Here is a 24166-nt window from a genome sequence, read left to right as displayed (position 1 = left end):
TTAGTGTCTCTGGTGATTTTCAATATTTTTAAGTAATACACCTGTACCATTTGCTACAGCTTCTAATGGATCGTCGGCTTTTAACACAGGGACTTGAAGATAGTAAGTAATCAATTTATCAATATTCTTAAGCAAAGCTCCACCACCAGTCAGCATAATACCACGATCAATGATATCCGCCGATAATTCTGGTGGAGTTTGTTCCAAAACTTCTTTTGTTGCTGCAACAATTGACATTAATCCGTCTTCAAGAGCTTTTTGCACTTCTAACTCATTGATTGCTACCTGCTTTGGCAAGCCATCAACCATATCACGTCCTCGGACAGTCATTGTCTTAGTTGGATCAGCTTCAAAAGCAGTTCCTAACTGAATCTTAATCTGCTCAGCAGTATGTTGACCAACCAAAAGATTCTTGCTTCTCTTAATATAACTTGCAATGGCCTGATTCATCTTATCACCAGCCCAACGAAGTGAACGAGAAGTTACAATTTCTCCCATTGACAAAACAGCAATATCTGTCGTACCACCACCAATATCAATAACCATATTTCCTTGAGGTTTAAAAATATCTAGGCCAGCACCAACAGCTGCTACTTTGGGCTCAAAATCTAAATATACACGTCCACCACCAGATTTTTCAGCTGCTTGAATAATTGCTTTTTGCTCAATTGAAGTAACCCCTGTAGGAGCACAAATCAAAATATTTGGTTTAGACATAAAACCTTTTACATTTAATTTTTCAATAAAGTAGCTGAGCATCTCTTCTGTGATGTCAAAGTCAGCAATAACACCATTCTTTAATGGTCTAATGACTCTAATATTACCTGGTGTACGTCCTACCATCTTATATGCCTCAGTACCGACTGCGACAACTTTATCTTTATCAGTATCAACAGCAACAACAGAAGGTTCATTCAAAACAATCCCTTTGCCGGATACATTTATTAGAACATTTGCGGTTCCTAAATCAATTCCTATATCTCTTGCCACGCTAGTGCCTCCAGTATTTAATCATTAAAAATTGTAACATAAATACCGCTTTACTTTAAGAACAAGTACAAAGAACTGCCATTCTAAACAATTTCTTATGAAAATCCTTAAAAAAACATCTTTAAAGCAAGTGATTGATCTACTAAGGCTAAAATAAATTGCCCTACTAAAAAACCTAATGCAATAGAAATAAAAAGTAAAAAGATTTGAATTTCAAAAGTATGACCTTTCTTGAATAATTGATCAACTCTCAATCCTTTTACAGCCTTAAAAGAAAATGCAATAGTTACCAAATATGTAATAAGACTAACAACAGCATGAACTCCCACTTGTTTCATCATATAATTTTCTCCATAAAAAAAGACGAACAAGATGTTCGTCTTTTTCTTCTATTATTTGCCGTAATTTTCACGTACATGTAATCTATTAACTGCACGACGCAAAGCAATTTCAGCTTCTAACATTTCTCTTTCGTTATGTTTCTCTTTAGCTTCTTGCATGTGTTGTTCAGCACGCTTCTTAGCTGATTGAGCACGTTCAACATCGATGTTGCGCGCACGTTCTGCACTATCTGCTATGATCGTTGCTTCATTATTTGAAAATTCAATGTAACCACCATTAACAGCAATGTGGTCAACACGATCATTCATTTCATGCGTTCTCTTTACTCGAACTTCACCAATGGCTAAAGGAGTAACGATTGGAAGGTGATCATACATAATCGTACGTTCACCATCAATTGCTCTCATTGCTACCATAGTTGCATTATGAGAATAGACAATTCCATCTGGTGTTACAACGCTAACTTTTAAAATCTTTTCTGGATCTGCCATAACGCATCACCCTACTTTGCTTCTAGCATTGCTTTTGCTTCAGGATTTTTAGGAGTAACTCCCATCTTTTCAGCCTTCTTGACAACGTCTTCAATCGGACCAACGTTACGGAAAGCATCTTCTGGAAGATCATCTAACTTACCATCAATGATCATCTTGAATCCTTTAATTGTTTCTTTAATTGGAACATAAGAACCTGGAAGACCAGTAAATTGTTCAGCAACAAAGAAGTTTTGCGAAAGGAAGAATTGAATCTTTCTTGCACGTTCAACAATTAATTTTTCATCGTCTGATAATTCATCCATACCTAAAACGGAAATGATGTCTTGCAATTCTTGATAACGTTGCAAAATATGCTGAACTTGAACAGCAACTTCATAGTGCTCTTCACCAACAACTTCTGGATCTAATGCGCTTGAAGTTGATTCAAGTGGATCAACAGCTGGATATATACCTTGTTCAACCAAACGACGTTCTAGGTTAGTAGTAGCGTCCAAGTGAGCAAATGTAGTTGCTGGAGCTGGGTCGGTATAGTCGTCAGCTGGAACATAAACAGCTTGAATAGAAGTAATAGATCCCTTCTTAGTTGAAGTAATACGTTCTTGCAATTGACCCATTTCAGTTGCTAAAGTTGGTTGATAACCAACGGCACTTGGCATACGACCAAGAAGAGCTGAAACTTCAGAACCAGCCTGAGTGAAACGGAAGATATTATCAATAAACAATAATACGTCCAAACCTTCAACATCGCGGAAATATTCCGCAATAGTCAAACCAGTTAATGCAACACGCATTCTGGCACCAGGTGGCTCGTTCATCTGACCAAAGACCATGGCAGTCTTTGATAAAACTCCAGATGCCTTCATTTCAAAGTAAAGGTCATTACCTTCACGTGTTCTTTCACCAACACCAGTAAATACGGAAATACCACCGTGTTCTTGAGCGATGTTATGAATTAATTCCTGAATAATAGTTGTCTTACCAACACCGGCACCACCGAATAGACCAACTTTACCACCACGAACATATGGTTCAAGCAAATCGATAACTTTAATACCAGTTTCAAGAATTTCTTCACTCGTACTTAACTCATCGTACTTAGGTGCTTCTTTATGAATACCTTCACGTTTTACATCTTTACCTAAAGCAGGACCACCATCAATTGGATCACCTAATACGTTAAAGACACGTCCTAAAGTATCTTTACCAACAGGAACAGAAATTGGAGCACCAGTGTCTTCAACTTCCATTCCACGTCTCAAACCGTCGGTAGATTCCATTGAGATAGTTCTTAAAACACCATCACCAAGTTCTAGTGTAACTTCAAGAACAAGAGTATCACCATTGTTATTTGTGACACGTAAGGCGTTATTAATATCAGGCAAATCTTTATCTAGTGGAAATTCCACATCAACGACAGGTCCAATAACTTGGACAATTTCGCCTTTACCCAAAACATCTACCTCCTTTTCTATTTTATTCTAAGGCATTTGCTCCACCGATAATTTCAGTAATTTCGGTAGTAATCTGTGCCTGTCTTGCTCGGTTCAATTTTGTCTTCAAACCAGATACAACATCATCAGCATTTTTAGATGCACTCTGCATTGCAGTCATTGAACTGGCATGTTCTGCAGTTTTAGCATCCAAAATAGCACCAAAGATCATTGATTTAGCAAACTGTGGTAAAACTGTTTTTAGCACTGAATCAACATCTGGTTCAATAATATAATCTTTTGGCATTGTATCTTTATGATTAATATCAATGTCAGATATTGGAAGCATGCTCTCTACTCTAAAAGCAGAAGTCAATGTATTTACGTGGTGCGTATAACAAACGAAAAGCTCATCATAAACGCCATTTAAATACATTTTAACAGCAGTCTGGATAATGTCTCTTACTTCATTGTAAGTTGGAACATCACTTACTCCGCTATATTCATACACAACATTTAGATTTTGTTTCTTAAAGAATTGTGCTGCTACACTACCAACTGCCAAAATTTTAACGTCTTTATCTTGAGCATCAGCATCTTTAAAAATACTCATCATATTCTTAATAACTTGACTGTTATAAGAACCAACTAAACCTCTATCACCACTAATTACTAAGTAACCAGTAGATTTAATTTTCTTACGAGGTTGAACTAAAGACGCAAGAGTACCTAAATCAAAAAAGTTACTATAATCGATGCTGGCAGAGCCACCAAATTCGTTATATTCTTTGGTTTCTTTACCTAATTGCTTCACAATTTGTGAACTCATCAAGTGAGAAACTGTTGCTCTAACCTTATCGTTATAAATAGTATATTCTTGATCCAGCTTTTCAGTTCTATTCAGTTTAACACCAGAAACCATTCTCATAGCTTCAGTGATCTGACCTGTCTTCTGGATTGAAGCAATCTTTTTTTTCAGTTCAAGGAGAGATTCTGCCAATGAAAAAACCTCCTCTTCTATTTCTTACTGATTGAAAAACCTTCGTTGAAGTTCTTTAAAGCTTCGTTAAGCTTATCTTCCTCAGGTAAATCTCCCGTTGTCCGGATTACATCAAGCAAGTCATTATAGTTACTTGCAAAGTAATCATATAATTCAAGTTCATAACGTTGAATATCCGGTACAGGGATAGCATCCAAAAAGCCATGTGTTAAAGCATAAAGAATCAATACTTCATCTTCAACAGGAAGTGGCTTATGAAGTGGCTGCTTCAATACTTCAACAGTACGACGACCACGGTTTAACTTAGCTTGAGTAGCTTGGTCAAGATCACTACCAAATTGAGCGAAACTTTCAAGCTCTCTATATGAAGCTAAGTCAACACGCAATGTACCTGCTACTTTCTTCATAGCCTTGATCTGTGCACTACCACCAACACGAGAAACAGATTCACCAGCGTTAATGGCAGGACGAGTACCAGCGAAGAATAAGTCGGCTTCCAAGAAAATCTGTCCATCAGTAATGGAAATAACGTTAGTTGGAATATATGCCGAAATATCTCCAGCTTGAGTTTGAATAAATGGTAAGGCAGTCATTGAACCGCCACCAAGTTTCTTATTCAGCTTAGCACTACGTTCCAGTAAACGAGAGTGTAAGTAGAATACGTCACCTGGGTAAGCTTCACGACCAGGTGGACGACGAAGAAGTAAGGAAATTTCACGGTAAGCAACGGCTTGTTTACTCAAGTCATCAAATACGATTAATACATCCTTACCATTGTACATAAACTCTTCACCCATAGCAGTACCTGCATATGGAGCGATGTAAAGCATTGGTGCTGGTTCACTAGGTCCAGCTTCTACTACAATTGTGTAGTCCATAGCACCAAATCGTTTTAAGGTTTCAACAGAGTTTTTAACTGTTGATTCCTTTTGACCAATGGCAACGTAAATACAAATGACATCTTGTCCTTTTTGATTAATGATTGTGTCTAAAGCAAGAGCAGTTTTACCTGTCTTACGGTCACCAATAATCAATTCACGCTGTCCTCGACCAATTGGAACTAAAGCATCGATAGCTTTAATACCAGTCTGTAAAGGTTGGTTAACGGATTGTCTATCCATAACACCAGGAGCTTTACTTTCGATAGGTCTAGTTTTATCAGTCTTAATCTCACCTAAACCATCTACTGGTTGTCCTAATGGGTTCACAACACGACCAATTAATTGATCGCCAACAGGAACTTCCATAATTCGACCAGTACGCTTAACTTGGTCACCTTCACGAATATCATCAAAGCGACCTAAGATGATGATACCAACATCATTAGCTTCTAGGTTTTGCGCAATACCGTATGAACCGTTAGAAAATTGTAACAATTCACTTGATAATACGTTATTTAGACCGTGAGCACGGGCGATACCGTCACCGACGTAGGTAACAGTACCAACTTCGTTGACGTTGAGCTTATCATCATATTTCTCAAGTTGTTGCTTGATCAAAGCGCTAATTTCTTCCGCTTTAATGCTCAATGGTTTCACCTCTTTTATCTATTTTCAATTAATTGCTCACGAATTTGTTGCAATCTAGTTCTTATCGAACCATCAATAATGCGATCCCCGACTTTGAGGATTATACCTCCTAAGATACTGGAATCCACTTCATTTGTCAGAACCAATTTCTTAAAACCATACTTCTTAGCATAAGCTTGACTAATACGATTTAACTCGTCCTCATCAAGATTAATAGCACTCACTGCTGTGCCAGAAGCAATATTTTTATCTTCATCATAGAGCGCATCAAATACGTTGATAATTTCAGTCAAGGCATTGAATCTTCCATATTCTAAGAGAAAGTCTAAAAAATTCTTTGTCTCAGAAGAAAACTCGCCACTAAAACTTGATAAAAAATCTTCTTTTTGATTCTTTCGAATAATTGGATCGCTTAACAAGCGTAGCATATCAGGATTCTCTTTAGCGACTTGAAGCAACACATTCATATCTTCGTGTACTTCATCAAGCTTTTTAGCATCCTGTGCATAAGCAAACAAAGCTTTACTGTATCTGGAAGCAATTTCTTCTCTACTTAAAGCCATTAGTCATTCAGCCCCTTGATAAATTGATCTACCAAGTCCTTTTGATCTGCAGCAGATAAACTCTTACTAATTACTTTTTCAGCAATTGCTACAGAAATATCTGCTACTTGATCACGAGCTTCGTTTAAAGCATCTGTTTTTGCTTGCGCAGCGTCTTTAGATGCTCTTTCTCTAATTGCGGCAGCTTCTTGATCAGCCTGACTAATAATACTACTCTTAGTCTTTTCCGCATTGCTCTTTGCAGTAGAAAGAATTTGTGTTGCCTCTTGTTTAGAGTCTTTCAAGGCCGCTTCACGTTGATTAGCAAGAAGAGCTGCCTTTTTACGGTCACTTTCTGCTTGATCAAGGTCGCTGATCACCTTTTGACGACGCTTTTCCATCATCTTTGTTACTGGGCCCCAAGCAAAATGCTTAACCAAAAGGAGCAGAGCTGCAAAGATCAGAAGATAGTAAAGCGTATCTCCTAACTCTAATTTTAAGGCTGCAAACATAAATTGCATGTCTCAACCCTTCTTTCTCGTAATTACGATCTTATCTCTAAAACGCAAATTACAGGAATAGAATCAAGAAACCAATAACGATAGCCAAAATAGGAACGGCTTCGATCAAACCAACACCGATAAACATAGTTGATCTCAAGTTGTTAGCAGATTCTGGTTGTCTTGCGATACCTTCAATAGTTTTTGAAATAACTTTTCCGTTACCCCAGGAAGCAGCTAAAGCAGCTAAACCGGCGGCAATTGCGGCAGCTAAATATTTCATAGAAAAAACCTCCGTAAAATTATTCTTCAGTAACCTTCTTACCAATGTACACCATTGATAAAGTTACGAATACATATGCCTGGATAGAGCCAATAAAGACAGAGAAGCCTTGCCAGATTAAAGTTAGTGGAACCGAAGCGATGACGGTAAACCAACCCGCACTCTTTGCAAAACGTCCACCGATTAAAGTTAGTAAAACTTCACCGGCATAAATATTACCGTAAAGACGTAGTGATAACGTCAAGAAATTGGTAAATTCCTCAATAATATTGATTGGAAGTAAAAATCCAACCGGTTTTGCATAATTTGCAAAATAACCTTTAGCACCAAACTTCTGAACACCAAAGTTATAAGACAAAAGCAATGTCATCATAGCCATAGTCATTGTAATCAATGGGTTGGCAGTTGGTGATTTGACAAGGATATGGTCATTAATTGAAAACTCAAAGAACAAACCTAACTGATTCATAAAGAAAATGAACATAAATAGGGTAAAGGCATAAAGAGATAGATGTTTTTGTGCATCTACATCAGCAACATTATCTTTAACAATTCCATTTGTAAAATCGATTAGATACTCTAACAAATTTTGCTTTTTATTAGGTTTTAAAGAAACATTGCGTCCTAAATACCAAACAAGAAAGAAAACCGCAATTGCGACTAACGTTCCCCCTAAGCAGTTAGTTACATTGAAATTCAAGCCGAATACATTAACGACTACAGATTTCTCATTCACTTCGTGACCTCCCTTCTTGTGCTGAATACCTCAAACACACTAAAAATGATAACACCCAAAAATTTCAATTTCAAAAGATTTTTGAGTAAAATTACTTAGTTCCGAACAATCTATCTCCTGCATCCCCTAGGCCTGGATAGATGTAACCGTTATCCATTAATTTTTCATCTTCTGCTGCTGCATAGATGTCAACATCTGGATTTGCTTCTTGAACGGCCTTTACACCTTCAGGAGCTGCTACTAAAACAGCTAAGCGAATGTTTTTAGCACCGCGCTTCTTTAATGCTCCAATAGCCATATTTGCGGATCCACCTGTTGCAAGCATTGGATCAACAATAATACATTCACGTTCTTCAATATCTGGTGGCATCTTGAAGAAATATTCATGTGGCTTTAAAGTCTCTTCATCACGATACATACCAATATGTCCAACTTTTGCAGATGGGATCATTTGAAGAACACCATCAACCATTCCAAGACCAGCACGCAAAATTGGTACAATAACCAATTTCTTACCTGCTAATTCTTTTTGAGTTGACTTTCCAATTGGAGTTTCAATCTCAACATTCTTCAATGGCAAATCACGTGTCATTTCATACACCATGAGTCCACCAATTTCACCAACAATTTGACGAAATTCATTCGTACCTGTATCCTTCTTACGAATGATCGTCAACTTATGTTGGATCAACGGGTGATTCAAAACGGTAAACTTACCCATAATGGCCTCCTATTTTAAAAATAATACTTCGTTCATTATTTTAACAAATTATTAGATAAATGTTTCTTAAATCGTACGAAAAAAGGCATGTTTTTGATACATGCCTTTTAATATTAATGAAAATGATGTCCAGCAGCTGCTTTGTTTAAGCGATTCATATATGCAGGACTAATTGCTCCATGATCAAAACCTTGCACATAAATACGCTTAATATTATTTTCGCTATCAAAGTATCTGAGAGCACCGAATAAGTTGTGCGCTGCCTTATCAATTGTTTTACCTAAACTATATTTATTAGAACTATCAATTTTATCAAGCACTTCATCTAAAGCAGCTACTCCAGTTTCCTTATCCCATTTAATTTTTGAAAAGTCTGCTTCTTTATCAACGATAAATACTGGAGCACTAGGGGCATAATGACGATATTTCATCCCTGGAGCCTTTGGTACACCTTTAGTTTGAGTTGTACCCTTATTCATCAAAACTTCCTCTCCAAGCACTTTTGAAATTTCTTCAGGAGTAATTTCTCCAGGGCGAAGAACAGTTGGTGTTTCTACTGATAAATCAACAATTGTCGACTCTAAACCAATTTCCGTTGGTCCATTATCAATAATTCCAGCAATTTTCCCCTTTAAGTCATGATAAACATGTTCTGCTGTTGTTGGACTTGGCTTGGTTGAAGTATTGGCAGACGGACCTACAATTGGCTTTCCTAGCTCACTAATTAGGCCATGGGTCATTTCATCATCTGGGCAACGAAAAGCAGCAGTTGGGAGTCCTCCTGTTACAGCATCCGGTAAAGTACCTTCTTTAACAAAAAGAATAATTGTTAATGGACCAGGCCAGAAATGCTTAATTAATTTCTTTGCTCGCTCTGGTACTTCATTAACATAATTTTCCATCATTTTTTCATCAGAAACAGTGACAATTAATGGATTATCACTTGGACGTCCTTTAGCCGCATATACTCCTTTAACAGCTTTTTCATTAGTTGCTAAAGCACCAAGACCGTATACAGTTTCAGTTGGAAAGGCTACCAATTCACCTTTCTTCAAGAGTTCAACTGCTTCAGGAATTTGTTTTTTACTGAAAATCTTAGTTTCCATTATTTCTTCCACCTTCCATGAACCATCCTTGGCTTACCTGCTAAGTCATTTCTAAACTCAATTTTAAAGTCTGGCAATTCCGTTTCAAACAAATCTTTTAATTGATCTTTTTCGCTAAAACCAAATTCCAGAAAAAATTGCCCATGAGAATACAAATGCGAACGAATTTGTTTAGCAAATTTTCGATAAAAATCCAAGCCATCTTCTCCACCATATAATGCAGTATCTGGTTCATTTTTTATTACATTTGCATCCATTAAACCTTTTTCGCTAGTTTTAATATAAGGTGGGTTAGAAACAATAGTATCAAACTTTTCTAAACCTATTAAAACATTAGCTTTACGAGTTCTAACATCCAAGTCATATTTTAAAAAGTTTTCTTCGCTTTCACGTAAAGCAGCATCAGTAATATCGCTAGCATATAGAATTAGATTTTCGATTTTTTGATCTTGAGCCTGCTTCACTAAAGCAACCATAATTGCTCCCGAACCAGTACCTAAATCAAGAATTTTTTCACCAGATTTAATATTTTCAAGAGCCCACTTAACAAGCTCTTCAGTTTCAAATCTAGGTATTAAAACACCGCGATTAACCAAAATTTTATAACCATAAAACCAAGCATATCCCAAAATATATTGCGGAGATATTCCTCTACGCAATTTTTTCATATCTTTCAATGCTTGTTTTTCTTGATCTAGATTTAATTCATCATTTATATGTAATGCAAATTTTGAAGGTGTATAGCCTAATCGTTCGCCCAGGACATAGTCAACGTCATCTGAACGAAGTTCAGGACTATCTTTTAACACAGCTTCTTTTATCTGCTTTAAACTTTTAGGCATTTTCTTCAGCCATCTTTTCTAGTTGTTGGGTCTGGTAATAAAGAACTAAGGCATTAATAATCTCATCAAGTTCACCGTTCATTACTCGGTCTAGCTTGTTCAAAGTTAAGCCAATTCGGTGATCAGTTACACGATTTTGCGGATAATTATATGTTCTAATTCTTTCTGAACGGTCTCCAGTACCCACTGCATCTTTTCTTTTAGCATCATATTTATCACGATTTTGACTTTCATAATAATCATAAACACGTGATTTTAAAATTTGCATCGCTTTTTCACGGTTTTGCTGTTGACTACGTTGATCTTGCATAGCAACTACAATTCCAGTTGGAAGGTGAGTCATACGAACAGCACTAGAAGTTTTGTTAATGTGCTGACCACCGGCACCAGATGAACGATAAACATCCACACGAATATCTTTAGGATCTAAATCAATATCTACTTGTTCATATTCCGGCATAACTGCAACTGTCGCAGTCGAAGTGTGAACACGGCCTTGAGATTCAGTCACAGGTACACGTTGAACACGGTGAGCTCCATTTTCATACTTTAATTTTGAGTAAACTTTATCGCCGGTAATCATAACAGCAACGCGCTTATAGCCTCCTACTTCAGTTGGCTCTGAGTCAATTAAAGATACTTTCCAGCCTTGAGTTTCAGCATATTTCTCATACATTCTAAGTAAGTCACCAGCAAATAAGGATGCTTCATCCCCACCAGCAGCTCCTCTAATTTCCATAATGATATCTTTATCATCATTGGGATCTTTAGGAAGCATCAAAATCTTGATTTCATCTTCTAATTCAGCAACTTCTTTTTCTAATTCAGAATTTTCTTCCTTAGCCATTTCAACCAAATCATCATCAGATTCACTTGAAATAATTTCTTTATTGTCGTCGATTTCTTTTATATCAGACTTATATTTTCGATACTTTTGTACGACTTCGCGCATATCAGCTTCTTCTTTAGAAATTTCCATATAACGCTTAGTATCATTAATAACTTCCGGATCGGCCATCATTTCTTGAAGTTCTTCATAATGGGCAACTAATCCTTCTAATTGGGCCATCACTTTATCCATTTTTATTATCCTTCCTTACTTTTATCTTTGTTTATCGGGATGAAAATAGTGAAAACGACACACGGGATAATAAGACTCATCTCCGCCAATTTGAACTTGTTCACCCTCATAAACAGGTTTTCCAGAATTAATTCGTAAATTCATTGTAGCCTTATGACCGCAATAGTGACAAATGGTCTTCATTTCTTCTATTTTATCAGCAAAAATCAATAAGTTTTCACTGCCTTCAAATAAATGATTTTGAAAATCATTCTTTAAGCCAAATGCCATAACGGGAATCTTTAATTCATCAACAATTTTTGCACATTCTAAAACATGATGTTTCTTTAAAAACTGCGCCTCGTCAATTAAAACACAAGCTACAGTCCCATTACCAGACTCAACATCATTCTTATTCATTTTTGAAACATAATCAAACAAATTCAAATCTTCACTAATCGGCTCAGCCTTACGGTGCAGGCCAATTCTAGAAGCAACTGTACCAACACCGCTCCTATCATCCACACTACTCGTCATCAAGGCAATTTTCCGACCTTGCGCCTCATAATTATGGGCAACCTTTAGTATTTCAATTGACTTACCACTACTCATTGCACCATAGCGAAAAAACAATTGCGCCACTGCAAAATTCCTCCATTATCAAGTTTATGTACTTTCACTAGTATTATCCTAATTAGTATAAAGTAAATTTAAAAATCGTGCAGGTAAAAATAAAAAGGTCGTTTTCATTTTATTGATATGCTATAGTAAAATTTAGTTTTAAAGTGAGGGATAAGAATATGAATTTAAAATCAGGCATCGCTAAGGTAGCCGGTAAATCATCTTACTGGTTTCTTCATAATGTATTAAAGGGCGGGACGAGTTTTCCTGGAAAATTTGCCATGAAAATTGATCCTGAAGTATTAAATTCATTAGCAAAAGGCTATGAAACGATCATTGTTACTGGAACTAATGGTAAAACAATGACAACTGCTTTGATTGTAGAAGCATTAAAGAAAAAATATGGCGATATTTTAACCAATCCATCCGGCTCAAACATGCAACAAGGAATCGTTACAGCATTTTTAGCTCATAAAAATAAGAAAGCCAAAAAGAAAATTGCTGTACTAGAAGTTGATGAAGCAAATGTAAAAATGGTAACAAAATTGCTTCATCCGAGTGTATTTGTTTTGACAAATATTTTTCGCGATCAAATGGACCGTTATGGTGAAATTTATACTACTTACCAAAAAATTGTTGACGGAATTAAATTAGCCCCAAATGCTACAATTATTGCTAACGGGGATGCAAGTATCTTCTCTTCAGTTGAGCTTCCAAATAAAAAAGTATTTTATGGATTTAAGTTACCAGATGATAAAGCTGAAAATGACTTTAAAGCTCCAGTAAATACTGATGGTGTGTTATGTCCAAAATGTGATCATATTTTACATTATCATGAACGAATTTACGCAAATTTAGGAGATTTCTTCTGCCCTAATTGTGGTTATCATAGACCAGAATTAACTTATAGTGTAAATCAAATTATTGATCAAACTCCAAATAGTTTAAAATTCAAAATGGGTGAAAAAGAATACAGTATTGGCATCGGAGGAACTTATAACATCTACAATGCTTTAGCAGCTTATTCTGTTGCGCGTGAATTTGATTTAAGCGAGGAAGAAGTTGCTCAAAGTTTTGCTGAAAACAAGCGAATTTTTGGTCGCCAAGAATTAATTAATTATGCCGGCAAAGAAATCGACTTAATCTTAGTCAAAAATCCTGTTGGCCTTGATGAAGTTCTTCATATGCTCAACACTGAGAAAGATAACTATTCTTTAGTTGCTCTTTTGAATGCAAACCATGCAGACGGAATTGATACCTCTTGGATTTGGGACGCAGACTATGAAGGCCTCAACAAAGATAAAATCAAAAAAGTATTAGTTGGTGGGAAACGCTGGCATGATATGGGCTTTAGATTAGAGGTTGCTGGATTTAATCCGGGTCTAATGACCACAGCTACCAATAATGATGCTTTATTAGATGAAATCTCAAAATTACCAACTAAAAAAGTATATATTCTGGCTACATACACTGCTATGCTTTCACTTCGTAAAACTATGGGTGAAAAGAAAATTATTAAAGCAGGTATGTAACATAAAAGGCCACTGTCGCTTATGACAGTGGCCTTTATTAGCCTTTATAAATATTTTCTTTTAGAAATGTATCAACTATCTTTTCTCTCATCGCTAGAAAGACATGATTATGTCCACTAGGATGGATTCGATTAGTTAAGACAACCATCGCAGTTTGATTAAGGCGATCAATTAAGATAAAAGTACCAGTAAAACCTGTGTGATAAATAAGTGGATGCTGATCAACTGGATCAAAGCGTAAATCCCATCCCCAAGAACGAGGATGTACGTTTTTAGGTGTTTCAATTTGAAATAAGTTAGCTAATGTATCCTGCTTTAAAGGTAGAATATCATGACGTAGTCCTAAATAAGCCTGCGTCATTTTTATTAGATCTTCTAAGTTTGAAAATAAGCCAGCTGACCCACAATCCTTACCTAGTACACGTGCTTTAGGATCATGTACAATTCCTTGCAGTAACTCACCTTGTTCAGTATAAGCGGTAGGCACACAATCAGATGCTTTTGGATGAAATGTTGTTTCCTTCAGCTTAGCTGGTAAAATAATCTTCTGCATAATTACATCTTGGACAGGTAAACCATATATTTTTTCAAGTACCAATCCCAATAAAATAAAATTGGTATCTGCATACCGCATTTTCGTTTCAAATTCATCAGTAACTGGTAAGCCGATAATTGCTTTTAGTAAATCAGGAGCTGCTAGTTCATCTCGATTAGGAATCCAACCACGAATTCCACTAGTATGCGTCAATAAATGATTAAGGCGAATACGATCATCTTTAAATTCAGGAATAAACTCTTGAAGTGGCTCAGTAAAATTAAGTTTACCCTCTTCTTTTAATTTTAAGAAAACATTAGTAGTCCCTAACACCTTAGTTAAACTTGCTAAATCATAAAGTGCAAATGGACTAAGTTGTTCAATCTCAGGCATCAAACTAGCAAAACCTACTGTTGATGTAAACACCTGTTTTTTCTTAATAAATGCGTAGTTTACCCCTGGTACAATGCGCTCACTAACCATACTTTCAATTAAATGCTGAGTCTTAAAAAATTCTATCATCCTACCACCTGGATTATAAAATAAAACCGCCAGATCAACGATCTGACGGTAACATATTGAGATATTCGGGCTCGAACCGAAACATCCAGGAACCAGAATCCTGTGCCTTACCAATTTGGCTATATCTCAGTATTATCACCCGTACGAGAATTGAACTCGTAACTCCACCTTGAGAGGGTAGCGTCTTAACCATTTGACCAACGGGCAAATTCAACATATGTAAATATAATTGAATATCGTAAATCTGTCAAGTTTCATAATAATTTTTCTTAAAAAGTAATTTTAAATGAAAAAAGCTGCATCACGTCTTACTCACCATGATGCAGCTTTTCAATTATATCACTTATTATCCTACTTTATGACATAGTTTTACTACTTTTCTCAATCTCTTTAATTCGATTAATGTCCATTTTCAGCAGATTTTGTTTTAATTCTAGCCACTGTTTACTTAAATTTTTACTTTTTTTCTTAGCTTTTGTTTCTGAATAAGTAACTAATTTCTCTAAGTTAGAAAAGTTCTGGATTAGTTGATGCGCTTGATTTTGAATCAATTTAAAATCGTTTTTCACATCTTTTGTATTTTCACTGACTTGTAAAATTGCACGAATCTGCGGTTGACAAAAATCTTGCAAAACACTGGTAATTTCTTGCAATTTTGCAACATCTTTTCTATCAAAATGCAGTAAATCCTTCTGTTCATCCTTTTCTACAAGATCAATTGCAACCTCATTTCTAAAATAAAGCTCTTGAGCAAAACCATGGATATCTTTTTCTACCGCCAAGAAATTCTTGTTCATTATTAATTACACTTTCTTTTACTTATTTTCTTTACTCAGCTTAAACATAATCCAATCACATATCAAAATCAAAATTCCAAGGCCAAAAGTGAAATAAAATGCTGCCATACTTCCCTGAGCAGTCAAAGTAGTGTATTTTGCTGTATGCTTATTCTGAAAAATAGCTATAATTGCTGCTAAAATTGCTGTTCCCATTGAACCAGCTAGTTGTTGCGCTGTCTGACAAACAGCAGTTGCGTCTGACTTAAGGTTATTATCTACTATTTTCAAGCTTTGGGCCATTGTATTACTGAACGACATTCGATGTCCTAACATCAAAATTCCATAAAAGCAGATAATCATCCAGGTATTTAAGTTTAGTCCCCAATTAGCCAATAAGAAGCTCCCTAATGCCATTAAAAAAGCTCCACCATATAATGGCACTCTTGCACCTAAGCGATCATATAAACGGCCAAAATACGGATTTAAAAGTCCAGCAATAATACTTCCTGGAAGTAAAACCAGACCACCGATTAAAGAGCTTTGTTTGTTAACAATTTGAATATAATTGGGTAATACAAAACTTACACCAATATTGATAAATTGAAGCAAAAAGTACGCAAATGCCCCAAAAACGAAAGCTTTATCTTCAAAAACTTTCAAGTCAAGCAACTTTCGAGTAGATCTTTTTGAAATTGTCACAAATAAAATGAACAAAACAACCGTTAAGATTAATAGTCCCCAAAGACGCCAGTTTTGTAATCCTTTACTTAATTGATTTACACCAATAACTAAGCTTACTAAACTAAGACTTAAAAATATATAAGCTAGCCAGTTAAATGACTTCTTTTGAACCGGATGATAACTTCCAATTACAAAAATACCGGAAATAAAGACAAAGAGGGCAAAAATTGCAGCAATAATGAAAATCCAGCGCCAATTAAGATAATACGAAACACTGCCTCCAAATGCAGGACCTAAAGTCGGTGCCATTGCAATTACTAAACCAGCAATTCCCATGTAAAATCCCCAGCTTTGCCTAGGCATTACCTCCACGATTAAATTAAACATCATCGGAGTGCATAGACCTACTCCCAGAGCTGAAATTAATCTTCCTAAAAGCAAAATGTAGAAACTTGATGCAAAAGCAGAAATCATGCTTCCAGTTATAAAGGCAACTGCTGCTGAAATGAACAATTGTCTTGCTGTAAATCGTTCATTTTGATAAGAAGAGCTAATCATAATAATCGCAATCATCAGCAAATAGCCAGTTGTAATCCATTGAATAGTGTCCAATGAAACTTGGAATTGCTTCATCATAGCAGGAAAAGTTACATTTAAACTAGTTTCAGTTAAAATTCCAACAAAAGACATGAATGCTGTTGCCAAAACTGCAAGTGTATTTTTAGTTTGTACTTTCATTTTTTCTCCAATAAAAAAGAGTGGAGGCAATCGCCTCTACCCTTTCTTTAACTATTAATTATAGTTATATTAATCCGCATACTATCAAAATATGCTAAGTAGATTTATTTTAAACGTTTAGTCAAATCATCATGTAAGTCTTCATAACCAGGCTTGTTCAAAAGACCAAACATGTTTCTCTTGTAACTTTCAACACCTGGTTGGTTAAATGGGTTAATACCGTTCAAGTAACCTGAAATACCTACAGCTAATTCAAACCAGTAAATTAAGTAACCTAAAGTGTGAGCTGATTGATTTTCAATATCAACAGTCATAACTGGTACTCCACCATCAGTATGAGCTAAAACTACACCTTCATATGCACGATCATTTACGTAGTTCATAGTCTTACCTGACAAGAAGTTCAATTGATCTAAGTTTTCTTTATCGTCTGGAATAGTTACATCATGTTCTGGATTTTCGACACGAATAACAGTTTCCATTAAATTACGACGACCTTCTTGGATATATTGACCAAGTGAGTGAAGATCAGTAGTGAAGTTAGCGCTAGATGGGTAAATGCCCTTTTGATCCTTGCCTTCTGACTCACCCATTAATTGCTTCCACCATTCACCAAACATTCTTAATGATGGTTCATAGTTTTCAAGTAATTCAGTAGTATAACCCTTACGATAAAGAATGTTACGAAGAGCAGCATACTGGTAAGGATTATCTTCTGATACATCTGGATCAGTGTATGCAGCACGTGCATCTGCAGCACCCTTCATCATTGCATCAATATCTCCACCAGCTACAGCAATTGGAAGTAAACCAACAGCTGATAATACTGAGAAACGACCACCAATATCATCTGGAACTACAAATTCTTCGTAGCCTTCTGCATCAGCTTCAGTCTTTAACGCACCCTTAGCACGGTCAGTAGTTGCATAAATTCTCTTAGCAGCTTCTTCTTTACCATACTTCTTGATTAACTTATCCTTCAAGACACGGAAAGCAATTGAAGGTTCAGTAGTAGTACCAGACTTAGAAATAATATTGATTGAAAAGTCCTTGTCTCCTAACCATTCAAGTAAGTCATAGAGGTATGAACCTGAAAGAGAGTTACCACAAAATACAACAGTTGGATACTTTTCTTTTTCTCTGCCATAAAAAGAACTATTTAAAAATTCAATTGAAGCTTGGGCACCAAGGTAAGAACCACCGATACCAATACCAACTAAAACTTCAGAATCATTTTGAATCTTCTTAGCTGCTTTTTTAATACGGTCAAATTCGTCTTTATCATAATTAATTGGTAAATCAATCCAACCACGGAAGTCACTACCTGCGCCAGTACCTTCGCGTAATTCTTTATCTGCAGCAGTTACCATTGCTTGCATTTCCTTTAATTCATTTTCATGAACAAACGGAGTTAATTTACTTGCATCAAAGTGAACAACTTTACTCATTATTTAAACTTCCTTTTTTGTAACTTTTTTCACGTACAAACCTTATTTTAGCAGTTACTTCTTCATAAAACTAGAGTTTTTATTATAAGAATCGATAAATAATTCGATATATTATAAAACCAATTATCGTACCGCAAACATTAAAAAAGACATCGTCTATATCACTTACACCAGTTTCAAGAACAAATTGTAATCCTTCAATACAAACTGAAAGACAACCACCGGAAAAAATCGTTAAAAGCATATTTTTTTTCTGAATAACTGTTGGAAATAATAAACCAAATGGAACGAACCATAAAATATTTCCAAGCGAATTATAGAAAAAATCAAGCATACTCTCTCCCTGGGTCAGCTTAAGCGTTTCTTTCATAAACACTAGATTAATATCACTTAAATTGCGATGAAAATTAAAGGTTAATTGCCATGGAAAATATGTATCTCTAAATACCGTAAGCATTAATAATAAAATGACATAAAAGCTAAAAATCCAAACGCATGCTTCTGATTTTAATGTTCTTCGATGTCTTATAAATAATAGCCAACATAAACGAATAATTGCAAAGATAATAAAATAAAAAATTGTCTTATCTAAGCTATACAAAATTAGCTTAATTAGAGCAAAATGATTAATATGTGCTGCATAATGATGATAGATATATTCATATAAGGGTTGTAAAAAAAGCATAACCTAACCGACTCCGTAATTTTGGCTTAATTATAACGTAAAGCTCTCTATGAAAGACATTTTTTTCTAAAATATTAAAAAATCGCAAACCTTTAACAAAAGTTTGTCGTTTTTTAAAATTACCAGTAAAATATTCCTTATTAAAAGGAGTAGTGAAGCGTGAATAAAATAAAACGTAATTTTTGGCAAACTAGAATTGGATTCTTAACAATCCTTACACTTTGCTTTTGGGCAAAATATATGTATGCGGCTTATTTTGATTTTAAGCTTGGTTTAAGTGATCCATACCAGCATTTTATTGTTTGGTTAACTCCACTTGGTACATGTATCATTATCTTGAGCTTAGGACTTTATTTTTCTAAACCACTAATTTCATACATTGCTATGCTGGTTTTAGATACAATAAATACAATTTTACTCTTTGCAAATGTAATTTATTATCGTCAATTCTCAGATTTTTTAACCAGTAAAACTATCCAAAATACCGGTAAAGTATCACAAGGGCTAGGTAAAAGTACTGTTGCTCTACTGCATCCCAGCGATATCCTTCTCTGGCTTGACCTTATAATCATTATTATCTTATTAATTATAAAGGTTATCAAAATTGATCCACGTAAATATGGCTTTAAGCGACCATTTGCAGTTTCATCATTTGGGGTTTTCATGCTAACCTTGAATATGTTTTTAGCTGAAACTTCACGTCCACGTCTGTTAAGAAACACTTTTGATCGCTCCTATGTAGTTAAATACTTAGGAATTGATACTTATTCAGTATACGATCTTTTAAAAAGCGCACAGTCAAACCAAGTTAAGAAAAATGCTAATGCCGAAGATATTAATCAAGTATTAGCTTTCACTAAAAAACATTACGCTAAAGCTAATCCAGAATATTTTGGAAAAGCTAAAGGTAAAAACGTCATTGTCTTACACCTCGAAAGTTTCCAGCAATTTCTAATTGGCTTAAAAGTTAACGGTCAAGAGGTCACGCCATTTCTCAACTCGCTTTATCATAATAAAGATACAGTTAGTTTTAGCAACTTCTATCATCAAGTAGGCTTAGGCAGAACTAGTGACGCTGAGAACATGCTTGAGACTGGAACATACGGTATTTCAGACGGTTCATTATTCTCTTCCCTAGGGTCTGAAAATACATTTCAAGGTGCTCCGCAAATTCTTCGTCAAACTGGCTACACTTCAGCTGTTTTTCATGGTAATACTGGAACATTTTGGAATCGAAATGAAGTATATAAGAATCTTGGCTATAATTACTTCTTTGATGCAAACTACTTTTCACAAAAGAAAAATGACAAAATTGGATATGGACTAAAAGATAAGTTATTATTTGGTGAAAGTATCAAATATCTTGAACAAATGCAGCAACCTTTTTATGTTAAATATTTAACTGTTACTAATCACATCCCATTCCAATTAGACCCAGAAGATAAAGACAATAACTTTACTACTACTGATACTTCAAATACAACAATCAATAACTACTTCGAAACAGCCCATTATCTTGATCAATCAATCAAAGAATTTTTTGATTATCTAAAAAAGAGTGGTCTTGATAAAAATACAATGGTCATTCTCTATGGTGACCATTATGGTGTGGGTAGTTCAGACGACGAACTATCTGCTTTAGCACCTGTTCTAGGCAAAGACTTCAACAATTGGACATCCTATGATACTGCTGAACTTCAAAAGGTTCCATTCATGATACATATGGATGGAATCAAAGGTAAAGTAGATAATAAAATTAGTGGTGAAATTGATGTACTTCCAACCTTACTGCACCTTTTAGGAATTTCAAATAAGAATTATATTCAATTTGGACAAGACCTATTTTCTAAACAATATCGTCAAGTCGTTGTCTTTAGAAACGGCACGATAATTACTCCTAAGTACGTAATCATTGGCGGTAAAGGAACCAAAGGAACAGTTTACAACCAGCAAACTGGAGAAAAAATTACTAAATTTAATAAAAAGCAAAAAGAAGAAATCAATAAATTAGCTAGCTATGGACGCACTTCACTACACTATTCAGATTTATTGAATAATCATAATCTTTTACGATTCTACACTCCTGCTGGCTTTATTCCGACAAATCCAAATGAGTTTGACTATAAAGTCAATTATCAAAAAATGCTGACATTACGAAAACAACTTGGTAACAAATCTACGTCTCTATATTCTCAGCATAAAGGCACAACTACCGATCTTTACAGCACAGATGCTTCTGAAATTGATAAAGACGAAATCAACAAGGTTCCTGAGAATATTCAGTCTGCTACAAGCGACAAAGACAAAAACCATCAGGACAATGCTCCTAAAAAAGATAATCCTGAAAAATAAGTCAAAAAGTGTCTGAGAAAAACCCAAAAAATGAAAAATCCTACTAAATCTAACATTGATTTAGTAGGATTTTGTTTTAAGTTAAGATCTGAAATTTGTTAAAAATAAGATTTGCCTTTGCCACTCTTTAATCTTTAATAAATTCTTTATAACCCTTATCATACAAAGTCACAGTAAATTTTGCTCCCTTGCCTGGTTCTGAATCTACATCAATCTTACCGCCATGTTGCTTAATAAGCGATAAAACAATAGAAAGCCCTAAACCTGATTCTCCAGACCCAATTTTAGCTCTAGATGGATCAGCCTTATAAAATCTTTCAAAAATATACTTCATCTGCTTTTGATTCATGCCAATACCAGTATCTGCGATTTCAAACTGGGCTCCATGTTTAATTCTCCAAGCAGAGATTTTGATTTTTCCATTTTCAGTAAACTGCAAAGCATTTTGAACTAAATTGACCATTATCTGCGTAAATCTGTCTTTATCTGCATAAACCTCAACTTCAGGTGGACAATTAAGAATCAACTTATCATTTTTTTGAATAGCTTTTTGTTTCATCTGAGTTAGTAAGTTCGTTAAGACTTCAGTAGCATTGAATCGAGATTGAATTAGACTAATTTTATTATTTCTGATTTTTTCGTAATCTAAGTTTTCATTTACTAACCTAATTAGTCGTTTAGTTTCACTATGCATCAAAGCAATTGACTTAGGCTTTGCCTCTTCAGGAATAGCATCATATTCAAAACCCTCAAGTAATCCATTAATTGTAGTTAAAGGCGTCCTCATTTCATGGGCAGCGTCAGCCATAAATTGCTCTCGTCTTTTCTCTTGTGCCTTGATTTCATCATTTGACTCTTTTAACGCATTAACCATAATATTAAAATTACGTGCCAAGTCATCAATTTCATCAGTATCTTTATGTTTCAAATGCACATTAAAGTCACCTTGAGCGACTTTTTTAGTAGCATTTGATAAAAGTTTGATTTTTCTAGAAATATAATATGACAATATAAAGCTAATTAGACCACCAATTACCAGAGAACTAAGCAAGGCTGTAATTAGATTATGTTTTTCACGTACAATCATCTGTTCGACATTCTGTACACGTGAACCAATCCAAATAACTCCAACCAGTTTTCCTTTGCTACGCCAAGGAACAATTACACTGGTATAAGCATCCTTATTAGAAAAAGACGTCACACGTCCATCTTCATGATCATTTCTAATTCGAATAGTTTTTCCATTCTTCAGTTGCTTAAACAATTTCTGTGGCAAAGCCCAGTTCATTGTAGTTTCAGGATAAACTTGCCTATTTTTATTATTAAAAATGCGAAGATTTACATCTTCGCCTTCCATTACTACCTGTAAATTCTTTAAAAATTTTGCATCTAATTCATGTCTAGGATTATCTTTAGCTAAAGCCAATTTTCCAATTGAGGTTCCATACCCCTCTAAACGTGAATAGCTTTGAGAATATGCCTGAATGGTGGCAAAGTGAATTGTGGATGAGCCGATAATTACAATACTGGTAATAATTACCAGCAGAAAACCCAACATTTCTTGGTAGAATAGTTTCAATTTCTATACCTCAGAATCGTCAAACTTATAACCCACGCCCCAAACTGTTTGCACCACTTGAGGACCAGCTTTCTCTAATTTTTGCCGTAATTTTTTGATATGAGCATCAACAGTTCTTTCTTCACCGAAGAATTCATATCCCCAAACTAATTCTAAAAGCTTATCTCTAGAAAAAACTTGTTTTGGCTTTTGAGCCATAGTATAAAGTAAATCAAATTCCTTCGGGGTTAAACCTTCAACAATATTATCATCAAAGCGCACTTCTCTTCGATCTTTTGAAATCTTTAAATGCTTAGTAATTACATCGTACTTTAAACCATTAGAAGCATGCATATCTTTTTCTATATGACTTCTTCGATATAAAGCTTTAATGCGAGCAATCAATGCTAATGGACTGAATGGTTTAGTAACATATTCATCTGCACCAATGCCCAGTCCCAAAATTTGATCAGTTTCTGAGTCACGTGCCGTTAACATAATGATTGGAATTGAAAGAGAAATAGCCCTAATTTCTTTAGCTACTTCCATTCCATCCTTCTTAGGCAAGTTAAGATCTAACGTTACAATGTCATAAGAATCTGGATGCGCCTTAAACATCTCAACAGCTTCTACACCATCTTTTGCTATATCTACTTCCCATTGTTCTTTACTGAAGAACATCCTCATCATTTCTGCAACAGAATTGTCATCTTCAACCATTAATATCTTTAGCATTATTTATCCTTAAATCCTTTTACTCTAATATGTTTAATTTTATCTGGTTCAATATAATCATGTGGTAATTCATGCCGGGCACGTAAAAAAGCCTGCAATTTCTTTTCAGTTAAGATTATCGGAGCCAAAATAAACAAATAAAAAGTAAGTAACCAGATTAAGAAATAGCGATCCCAGTGTAATAAATGGATTCCTAATCCTAATAAAAATTGAATTAAACCAAAAAGCATAAAATAATTTCGTGCAACTTTTTGAGCATACTTGTAACTTGTCTCATTAACTGAAGCCAAATATGACATATATCCATAAACTTGATTCGGATTAGGTGAAGGAGCGATCAGCCAAATGACTCCGATTACAAACATTATTACCCCGCAACCAATATATATCATTTGACCAACTCCA

25 protein-coding genes and 2 tRNA genes are annotated in these 24166 nt (G+C 35.1%); 2 read left to right on the top strand and 25 right to left on the bottom strand.

Going from position 1 to position 24166, the window contains the following annotated elements; genetic code table 11:
* From AB5359_RS01370 to AB5359_RS01300, 15 genes are all read right to left on the bottom strand, one after another.
* Positions 1-990, bottom strand: coding sequence for a rod shape-determining protein (locus tag AB5359_RS01370; protein ID WP_003648571.1), 990 nt, complete (start codon positions 988-990; stop codon positions 1-3).
* Between the two features lie 107 nt (positions 991-1097).
* Positions 1098-1331 (bottom strand): DUF1146 family protein, encoded by a 234-nt coding sequence (locus AB5359_RS01365; RefSeq protein ID WP_003648570.1) that lies wholly within the window; start codon positions 1329-1331, stop codon positions 1098-1100.
* 51 nt (positions 1332-1382) lie between these two features.
* Positions 1383-1823 carry a F0F1 ATP synthase subunit epsilon gene (locus tag AB5359_RS01360; RefSeq protein WP_003647073.1) on the bottom strand — a complete coding sequence of 147 codons (441 nt, stop codon included), beginning with the start codon at positions 1821-1823 and terminating at the stop codon, positions 1383-1385.
* 11 nt (positions 1824-1834) lie between these two features.
* On the bottom strand, positions 1835-3277 hold the full coding sequence (gene atpD / locus AB5359_RS01355) for a F0F1 ATP synthase subunit beta (protein WP_003648568.1): 1443 nt from the start codon (positions 3275-3277) through the stop codon (positions 1835-1837).
* Between the two features lie 22 nt (positions 3278-3299).
* The gene (locus tag AB5359_RS01350; protein WP_003648567.1) at positions 3300-4256 is read right to left on the bottom strand and encodes a F0F1 ATP synthase subunit gamma; all 957 of its coding nucleotides are present in this window, start codon (positions 4254-4256) and stop codon (positions 3300-3302) included.
* A 17-nt stretch (positions 4257-4273) separates the two neighbouring features.
* Positions 4274-5785, bottom strand: coding sequence for a F0F1 ATP synthase subunit alpha (atpA, locus tag AB5359_RS01345; protein WP_004897610.1), 1512 nt, complete (start codon positions 5783-5785; stop codon positions 4274-4276).
* Between the two features lie 14 nt (positions 5786-5799).
* Positions 5800-6348 carry a F0F1 ATP synthase subunit delta gene (locus AB5359_RS01340; protein WP_048686429.1) on the bottom strand — a complete coding sequence of 183 codons (549 nt, stop codon included), beginning with the start codon at positions 6346-6348 and terminating at the stop codon, positions 5800-5802.
* Positions 6348-6848, bottom strand: coding sequence for a F0F1 ATP synthase subunit B (gene atpF, locus AB5359_RS01335; RefSeq protein ID WP_003648564.1), 501 nt, complete (start codon positions 6846-6848; stop codon positions 6348-6350). Before atpF ends, AB5359_RS01340 begins: the two co-directional genes overlap by 1 nt.
* A gap of 49 nt (positions 6849-6897) precedes the next feature.
* On the bottom strand, positions 6898-7110 hold the full coding sequence (gene atpE, locus AB5359_RS01330; RefSeq protein ID WP_003648563.1) for a F0F1 ATP synthase subunit C: 213 nt from the start codon (positions 7108-7110) through the stop codon (positions 6898-6900).
* Positions 7111-7129: 19 nt separating this feature from the next.
* Complete coding sequence (gene atpB / locus AB5359_RS01325; RefSeq protein WP_003648562.1) at positions 7130-7846, bottom strand: F0F1 ATP synthase subunit A; 717 nt, start codon at positions 7844-7846, stop codon at positions 7130-7132.
* A gap of 91 nt (positions 7847-7937) precedes the next feature.
* Positions 7938-8567 carry a uracil phosphoribosyltransferase gene (gene upp / locus AB5359_RS01320; RefSeq protein WP_003647066.1) on the bottom strand — a complete coding sequence of 210 codons (630 nt, stop codon included), beginning with the start codon at positions 8565-8567 and terminating at the stop codon, positions 7938-7940.
* Between the two features lie 113 nt (positions 8568-8680).
* Entirely contained in the window at positions 8681-9673 is a 993-nt protein-coding gene (locus AB5359_RS01315) for an L-threonylcarbamoyladenylate synthase (protein WP_048686427.1), read from the bottom strand.
* The gene (prmC, locus tag AB5359_RS01310) at positions 9673-10515 is read right to left on the bottom strand and encodes a peptide chain release factor N(5)-glutamine methyltransferase (RefSeq protein WP_368279961.1); all 843 of its coding nucleotides are present in this window, start codon (positions 10513-10515) and stop codon (positions 9673-9675) included. The genes AB5359_RS01315 and prmC overlap by 1 nt, the downstream gene beginning before the upstream one ends.
* Positions 10508-11596: a peptide chain release factor 1 gene (prfA, locus tag AB5359_RS01305; RefSeq protein ID WP_020807186.1), complete on the bottom strand. Its 1089-nt coding sequence runs from the start codon at positions 11594-11596 to the stop codon at positions 10508-10510. The genes prmC and prfA overlap by 8 nt, the downstream gene beginning before the upstream one ends.
* Before the next feature lie 21 nt (positions 11597-11617).
* Positions 11618-12217: a thymidine kinase gene (locus tag AB5359_RS01300; RefSeq protein WP_003648558.1), complete on the bottom strand. Its 600-nt coding sequence runs from the start codon at positions 12215-12217 to the stop codon at positions 11618-11620.
* 158 nt (positions 12218-12375) lie between these two features.
* Between AB5359_RS01300 and AB5359_RS01295 the strand changes: the two genes are divergently transcribed.
* Complete coding sequence (locus AB5359_RS01295) at positions 12376-13728, top strand: Mur ligase family protein (protein ID WP_003648557.1); 1353 nt, start codon at positions 12376-12378, stop codon at positions 13726-13728.
* A gap of 37 nt (positions 13729-13765) precedes the next feature.
* On the opposite strand, the gene AB5359_RS01290 is transcribed toward AB5359_RS01295, so the two are convergent.
* The 7 genes from AB5359_RS01290 to AB5359_RS01260 form a co-directional block, all read right to left on the bottom strand.
* On the bottom strand, positions 13766-14785 hold the full coding sequence (locus AB5359_RS01290) for a serine hydrolase (RefSeq protein ID WP_048686423.1): 1020 nt from the start codon (positions 14783-14785) through the stop codon (positions 13766-13768).
* A 56-nt stretch (positions 14786-14841) separates the two neighbouring features.
* A tRNA-Gln gene (locus tag AB5359_RS01285) sits at positions 14842-14914 on the bottom strand.
* Between the two features lie 6 nt (positions 14915-14920).
* A tRNA-Glu gene (locus AB5359_RS01280) sits at positions 14921-14992 on the bottom strand.
* A 149-nt stretch (positions 14993-15141) separates the two neighbouring features.
* Positions 15142-15582, bottom strand: a complete 441-nt coding sequence (locus AB5359_RS01275) for a hypothetical protein (RefSeq protein WP_020807189.1) — start codon at positions 15580-15582, stop codon at positions 15142-15144.
* A gap of 18 nt (positions 15583-15600) precedes the next feature.
* Positions 15601-16983: a DHA2 family efflux MFS transporter permease subunit gene (locus AB5359_RS01270; protein WP_048686649.1), complete on the bottom strand. Its 1383-nt coding sequence runs from the start codon at positions 16981-16983 to the stop codon at positions 15601-15603.
* A 104-nt stretch (positions 16984-17087) separates the two neighbouring features.
* Complete coding sequence (locus AB5359_RS01265) at positions 17088-18431, bottom strand: glucose-6-phosphate isomerase (RefSeq protein ID WP_048686421.1); 1344 nt, start codon at positions 18429-18431, stop codon at positions 17088-17090.
* A gap of 82 nt (positions 18432-18513) precedes the next feature.
* Complete coding sequence (locus AB5359_RS01260) at positions 18514-19116, bottom strand: VanZ family protein (RefSeq protein WP_003648552.1); 603 nt, start codon at positions 19114-19116, stop codon at positions 18514-18516.
* 159 nt (positions 19117-19275) lie between these two features.
* On the opposite strand from AB5359_RS01260, the gene AB5359_RS01255 reads away from it, so the two are divergent.
* Positions 19276-21468: an LTA synthase family protein gene (locus AB5359_RS01255; protein ID WP_048686419.1), complete on the top strand. Its 2193-nt coding sequence runs from the start codon at positions 19276-19278 to the stop codon at positions 21466-21468.
* 127 nt (positions 21469-21595) lie between these two features.
* On the opposite strand, the gene AB5359_RS01250 is transcribed toward AB5359_RS01255, so the two are convergent.
* The 3 genes from AB5359_RS01250 to AB5359_RS01240 are packed head-to-tail and all read right to left on the bottom strand — an operon-like array spanning position 21596 to position 24153.
* Positions 21596-23047, bottom strand: coding sequence for a HAMP domain-containing sensor histidine kinase (locus tag AB5359_RS01250; RefSeq protein ID WP_020807193.1), 1452 nt, complete (start codon positions 23045-23047; stop codon positions 21596-21598).
* Between the two features lie 3 nt (positions 23048-23050).
* Positions 23051-23761, bottom strand: a complete 711-nt coding sequence (locus tag AB5359_RS01245; RefSeq protein ID WP_048686416.1) for a response regulator transcription factor — start codon at positions 23759-23761, stop codon at positions 23051-23053.
* Entirely contained in the window at positions 23761-24153 is a 393-nt protein-coding gene (locus AB5359_RS01240; RefSeq protein ID WP_048686648.1) for an SdpI family protein, read from the bottom strand. Before AB5359_RS01240 ends, AB5359_RS01245 begins: the two co-directional genes overlap by 1 nt.
* Positions 24154-24166: the final 13 nt, after the last annotated feature.

It is taken from the genome of Lactobacillus sp. RTP31084st1_F9_RTP31084_210423 (assembly GCF_040919545.1).
Lineage (GTDB): Bacteria > Bacillota > Bacilli > Lactobacillales > Lactobacillaceae > Lactobacillus > Lactobacillus paragasseri.
The sequence above is the reverse complement of the archived record's forward strand: the minus strand, read 5'-3'. Positions and strand labels throughout refer to the sequence as shown.

Bases quoted from the DNA above. Each gene is read 5' to 3' on its own strand.
- AB5359_RS01365 (WP_003648570.1), bottom strand. From the start codon at position 1,331: ATGATGAAACAAGTGGGAGTTCATGCTGTTGTTAGTCTTATTACATAT.
- AB5359_RS01360 (WP_003647073.1), bottom strand. From the start codon at position 1,823: ATGGCAGATCCAGAAAAGATTTTAAAAGTTAGCGTTGTAACACCAGAT.
- AB5359_RS01340 (WP_048686429.1), bottom strand. From the start codon at position 6,348: ATGGCTTTAAGTAGAGAAGAAATTGCTTCCAGATACAGTAAAGCTTTG.
- atpF (WP_003648564.1), bottom strand. From the start codon at position 6,848: ATGCAATTTATGTTTGCAGCCTTAAAATTAGAGTTAGGAGATACGCTT.
- atpE (WP_003648563.1), bottom strand. From the start codon at position 7,110: ATGAAATATTTAGCTGCCGCAATTGCCGCCGGTTTAGCTGCTTTAGCT.
- upp (WP_003647066.1), bottom strand. From the start codon at position 8,567: ATGGGTAAGTTTACCGTTTTGAATCACCCGTTGATCCAACATAAGTTG.
- AB5359_RS01315 (WP_048686427.1), bottom strand. From the start codon at position 9,673: ATGGAAACTAAGATTTTCAGTAAAAAACAAATTCCTGAAGCAGTTGAA.
- prmC (WP_368279961.1), bottom strand. From the start codon at position 10,515: ATGCCTAAAAGTTTAAAGCAGATAAAAGAAGCTGTGTTAAAAGATAGT.
- prfA (WP_020807186.1), bottom strand. From the start codon at position 11,596: ATGGATAAAGTGATGGCCCAATTAGAAGGATTAGTTGCCCATTATGAA.
- AB5359_RS01295 (WP_003648557.1), top strand. From the start codon at position 12,376: ATGAATTTAAAATCAGGCATCGCTAAGGTAGCCGGTAAATCATCTTAC.
- AB5359_RS01290 (WP_048686423.1), bottom strand. From the start codon at position 14,785: ATGATAGAATTTTTTAAGACTCAGCATTTAATTGAAAGTATGGTTAGT.
- AB5359_RS01275 (WP_020807189.1), bottom strand. From the start codon at position 15,582: ATGAACAAGAATTTCTTGGCGGTAGAAAAAGATATCCATGGTTTTGCT.
- AB5359_RS01270 (WP_048686649.1), bottom strand. From the start codon at position 16,983: ATGAAAGTACAAACTAAAAATACACTTGCAGTTTTGGCAACAGCATTC.
- AB5359_RS01265 (WP_048686421.1), bottom strand. From the start codon at position 18,431: ATGAGTAAAGTTGTTCACTTTGATGCAAGTAAATTAACTCCGTTTGTT.
- AB5359_RS01260 (WP_003648552.1), bottom strand. From the start codon at position 19,116: ATGCTTTTTTTACAACCCTTATATGAATATATCTATCATCATTATGCA.
- AB5359_RS01245 (WP_048686416.1), bottom strand. From the start codon at position 23,761: ATGCTAAAGATATTAATGGTTGAAGATGACAATTCTGTTGCAGAAATG.
- AB5359_RS01240 (WP_048686648.1), bottom strand. From the start codon at position 24,153: ATGATATATATTGGTTGCGGGGTAATAATGTTTGTAATCGGAGTCATT.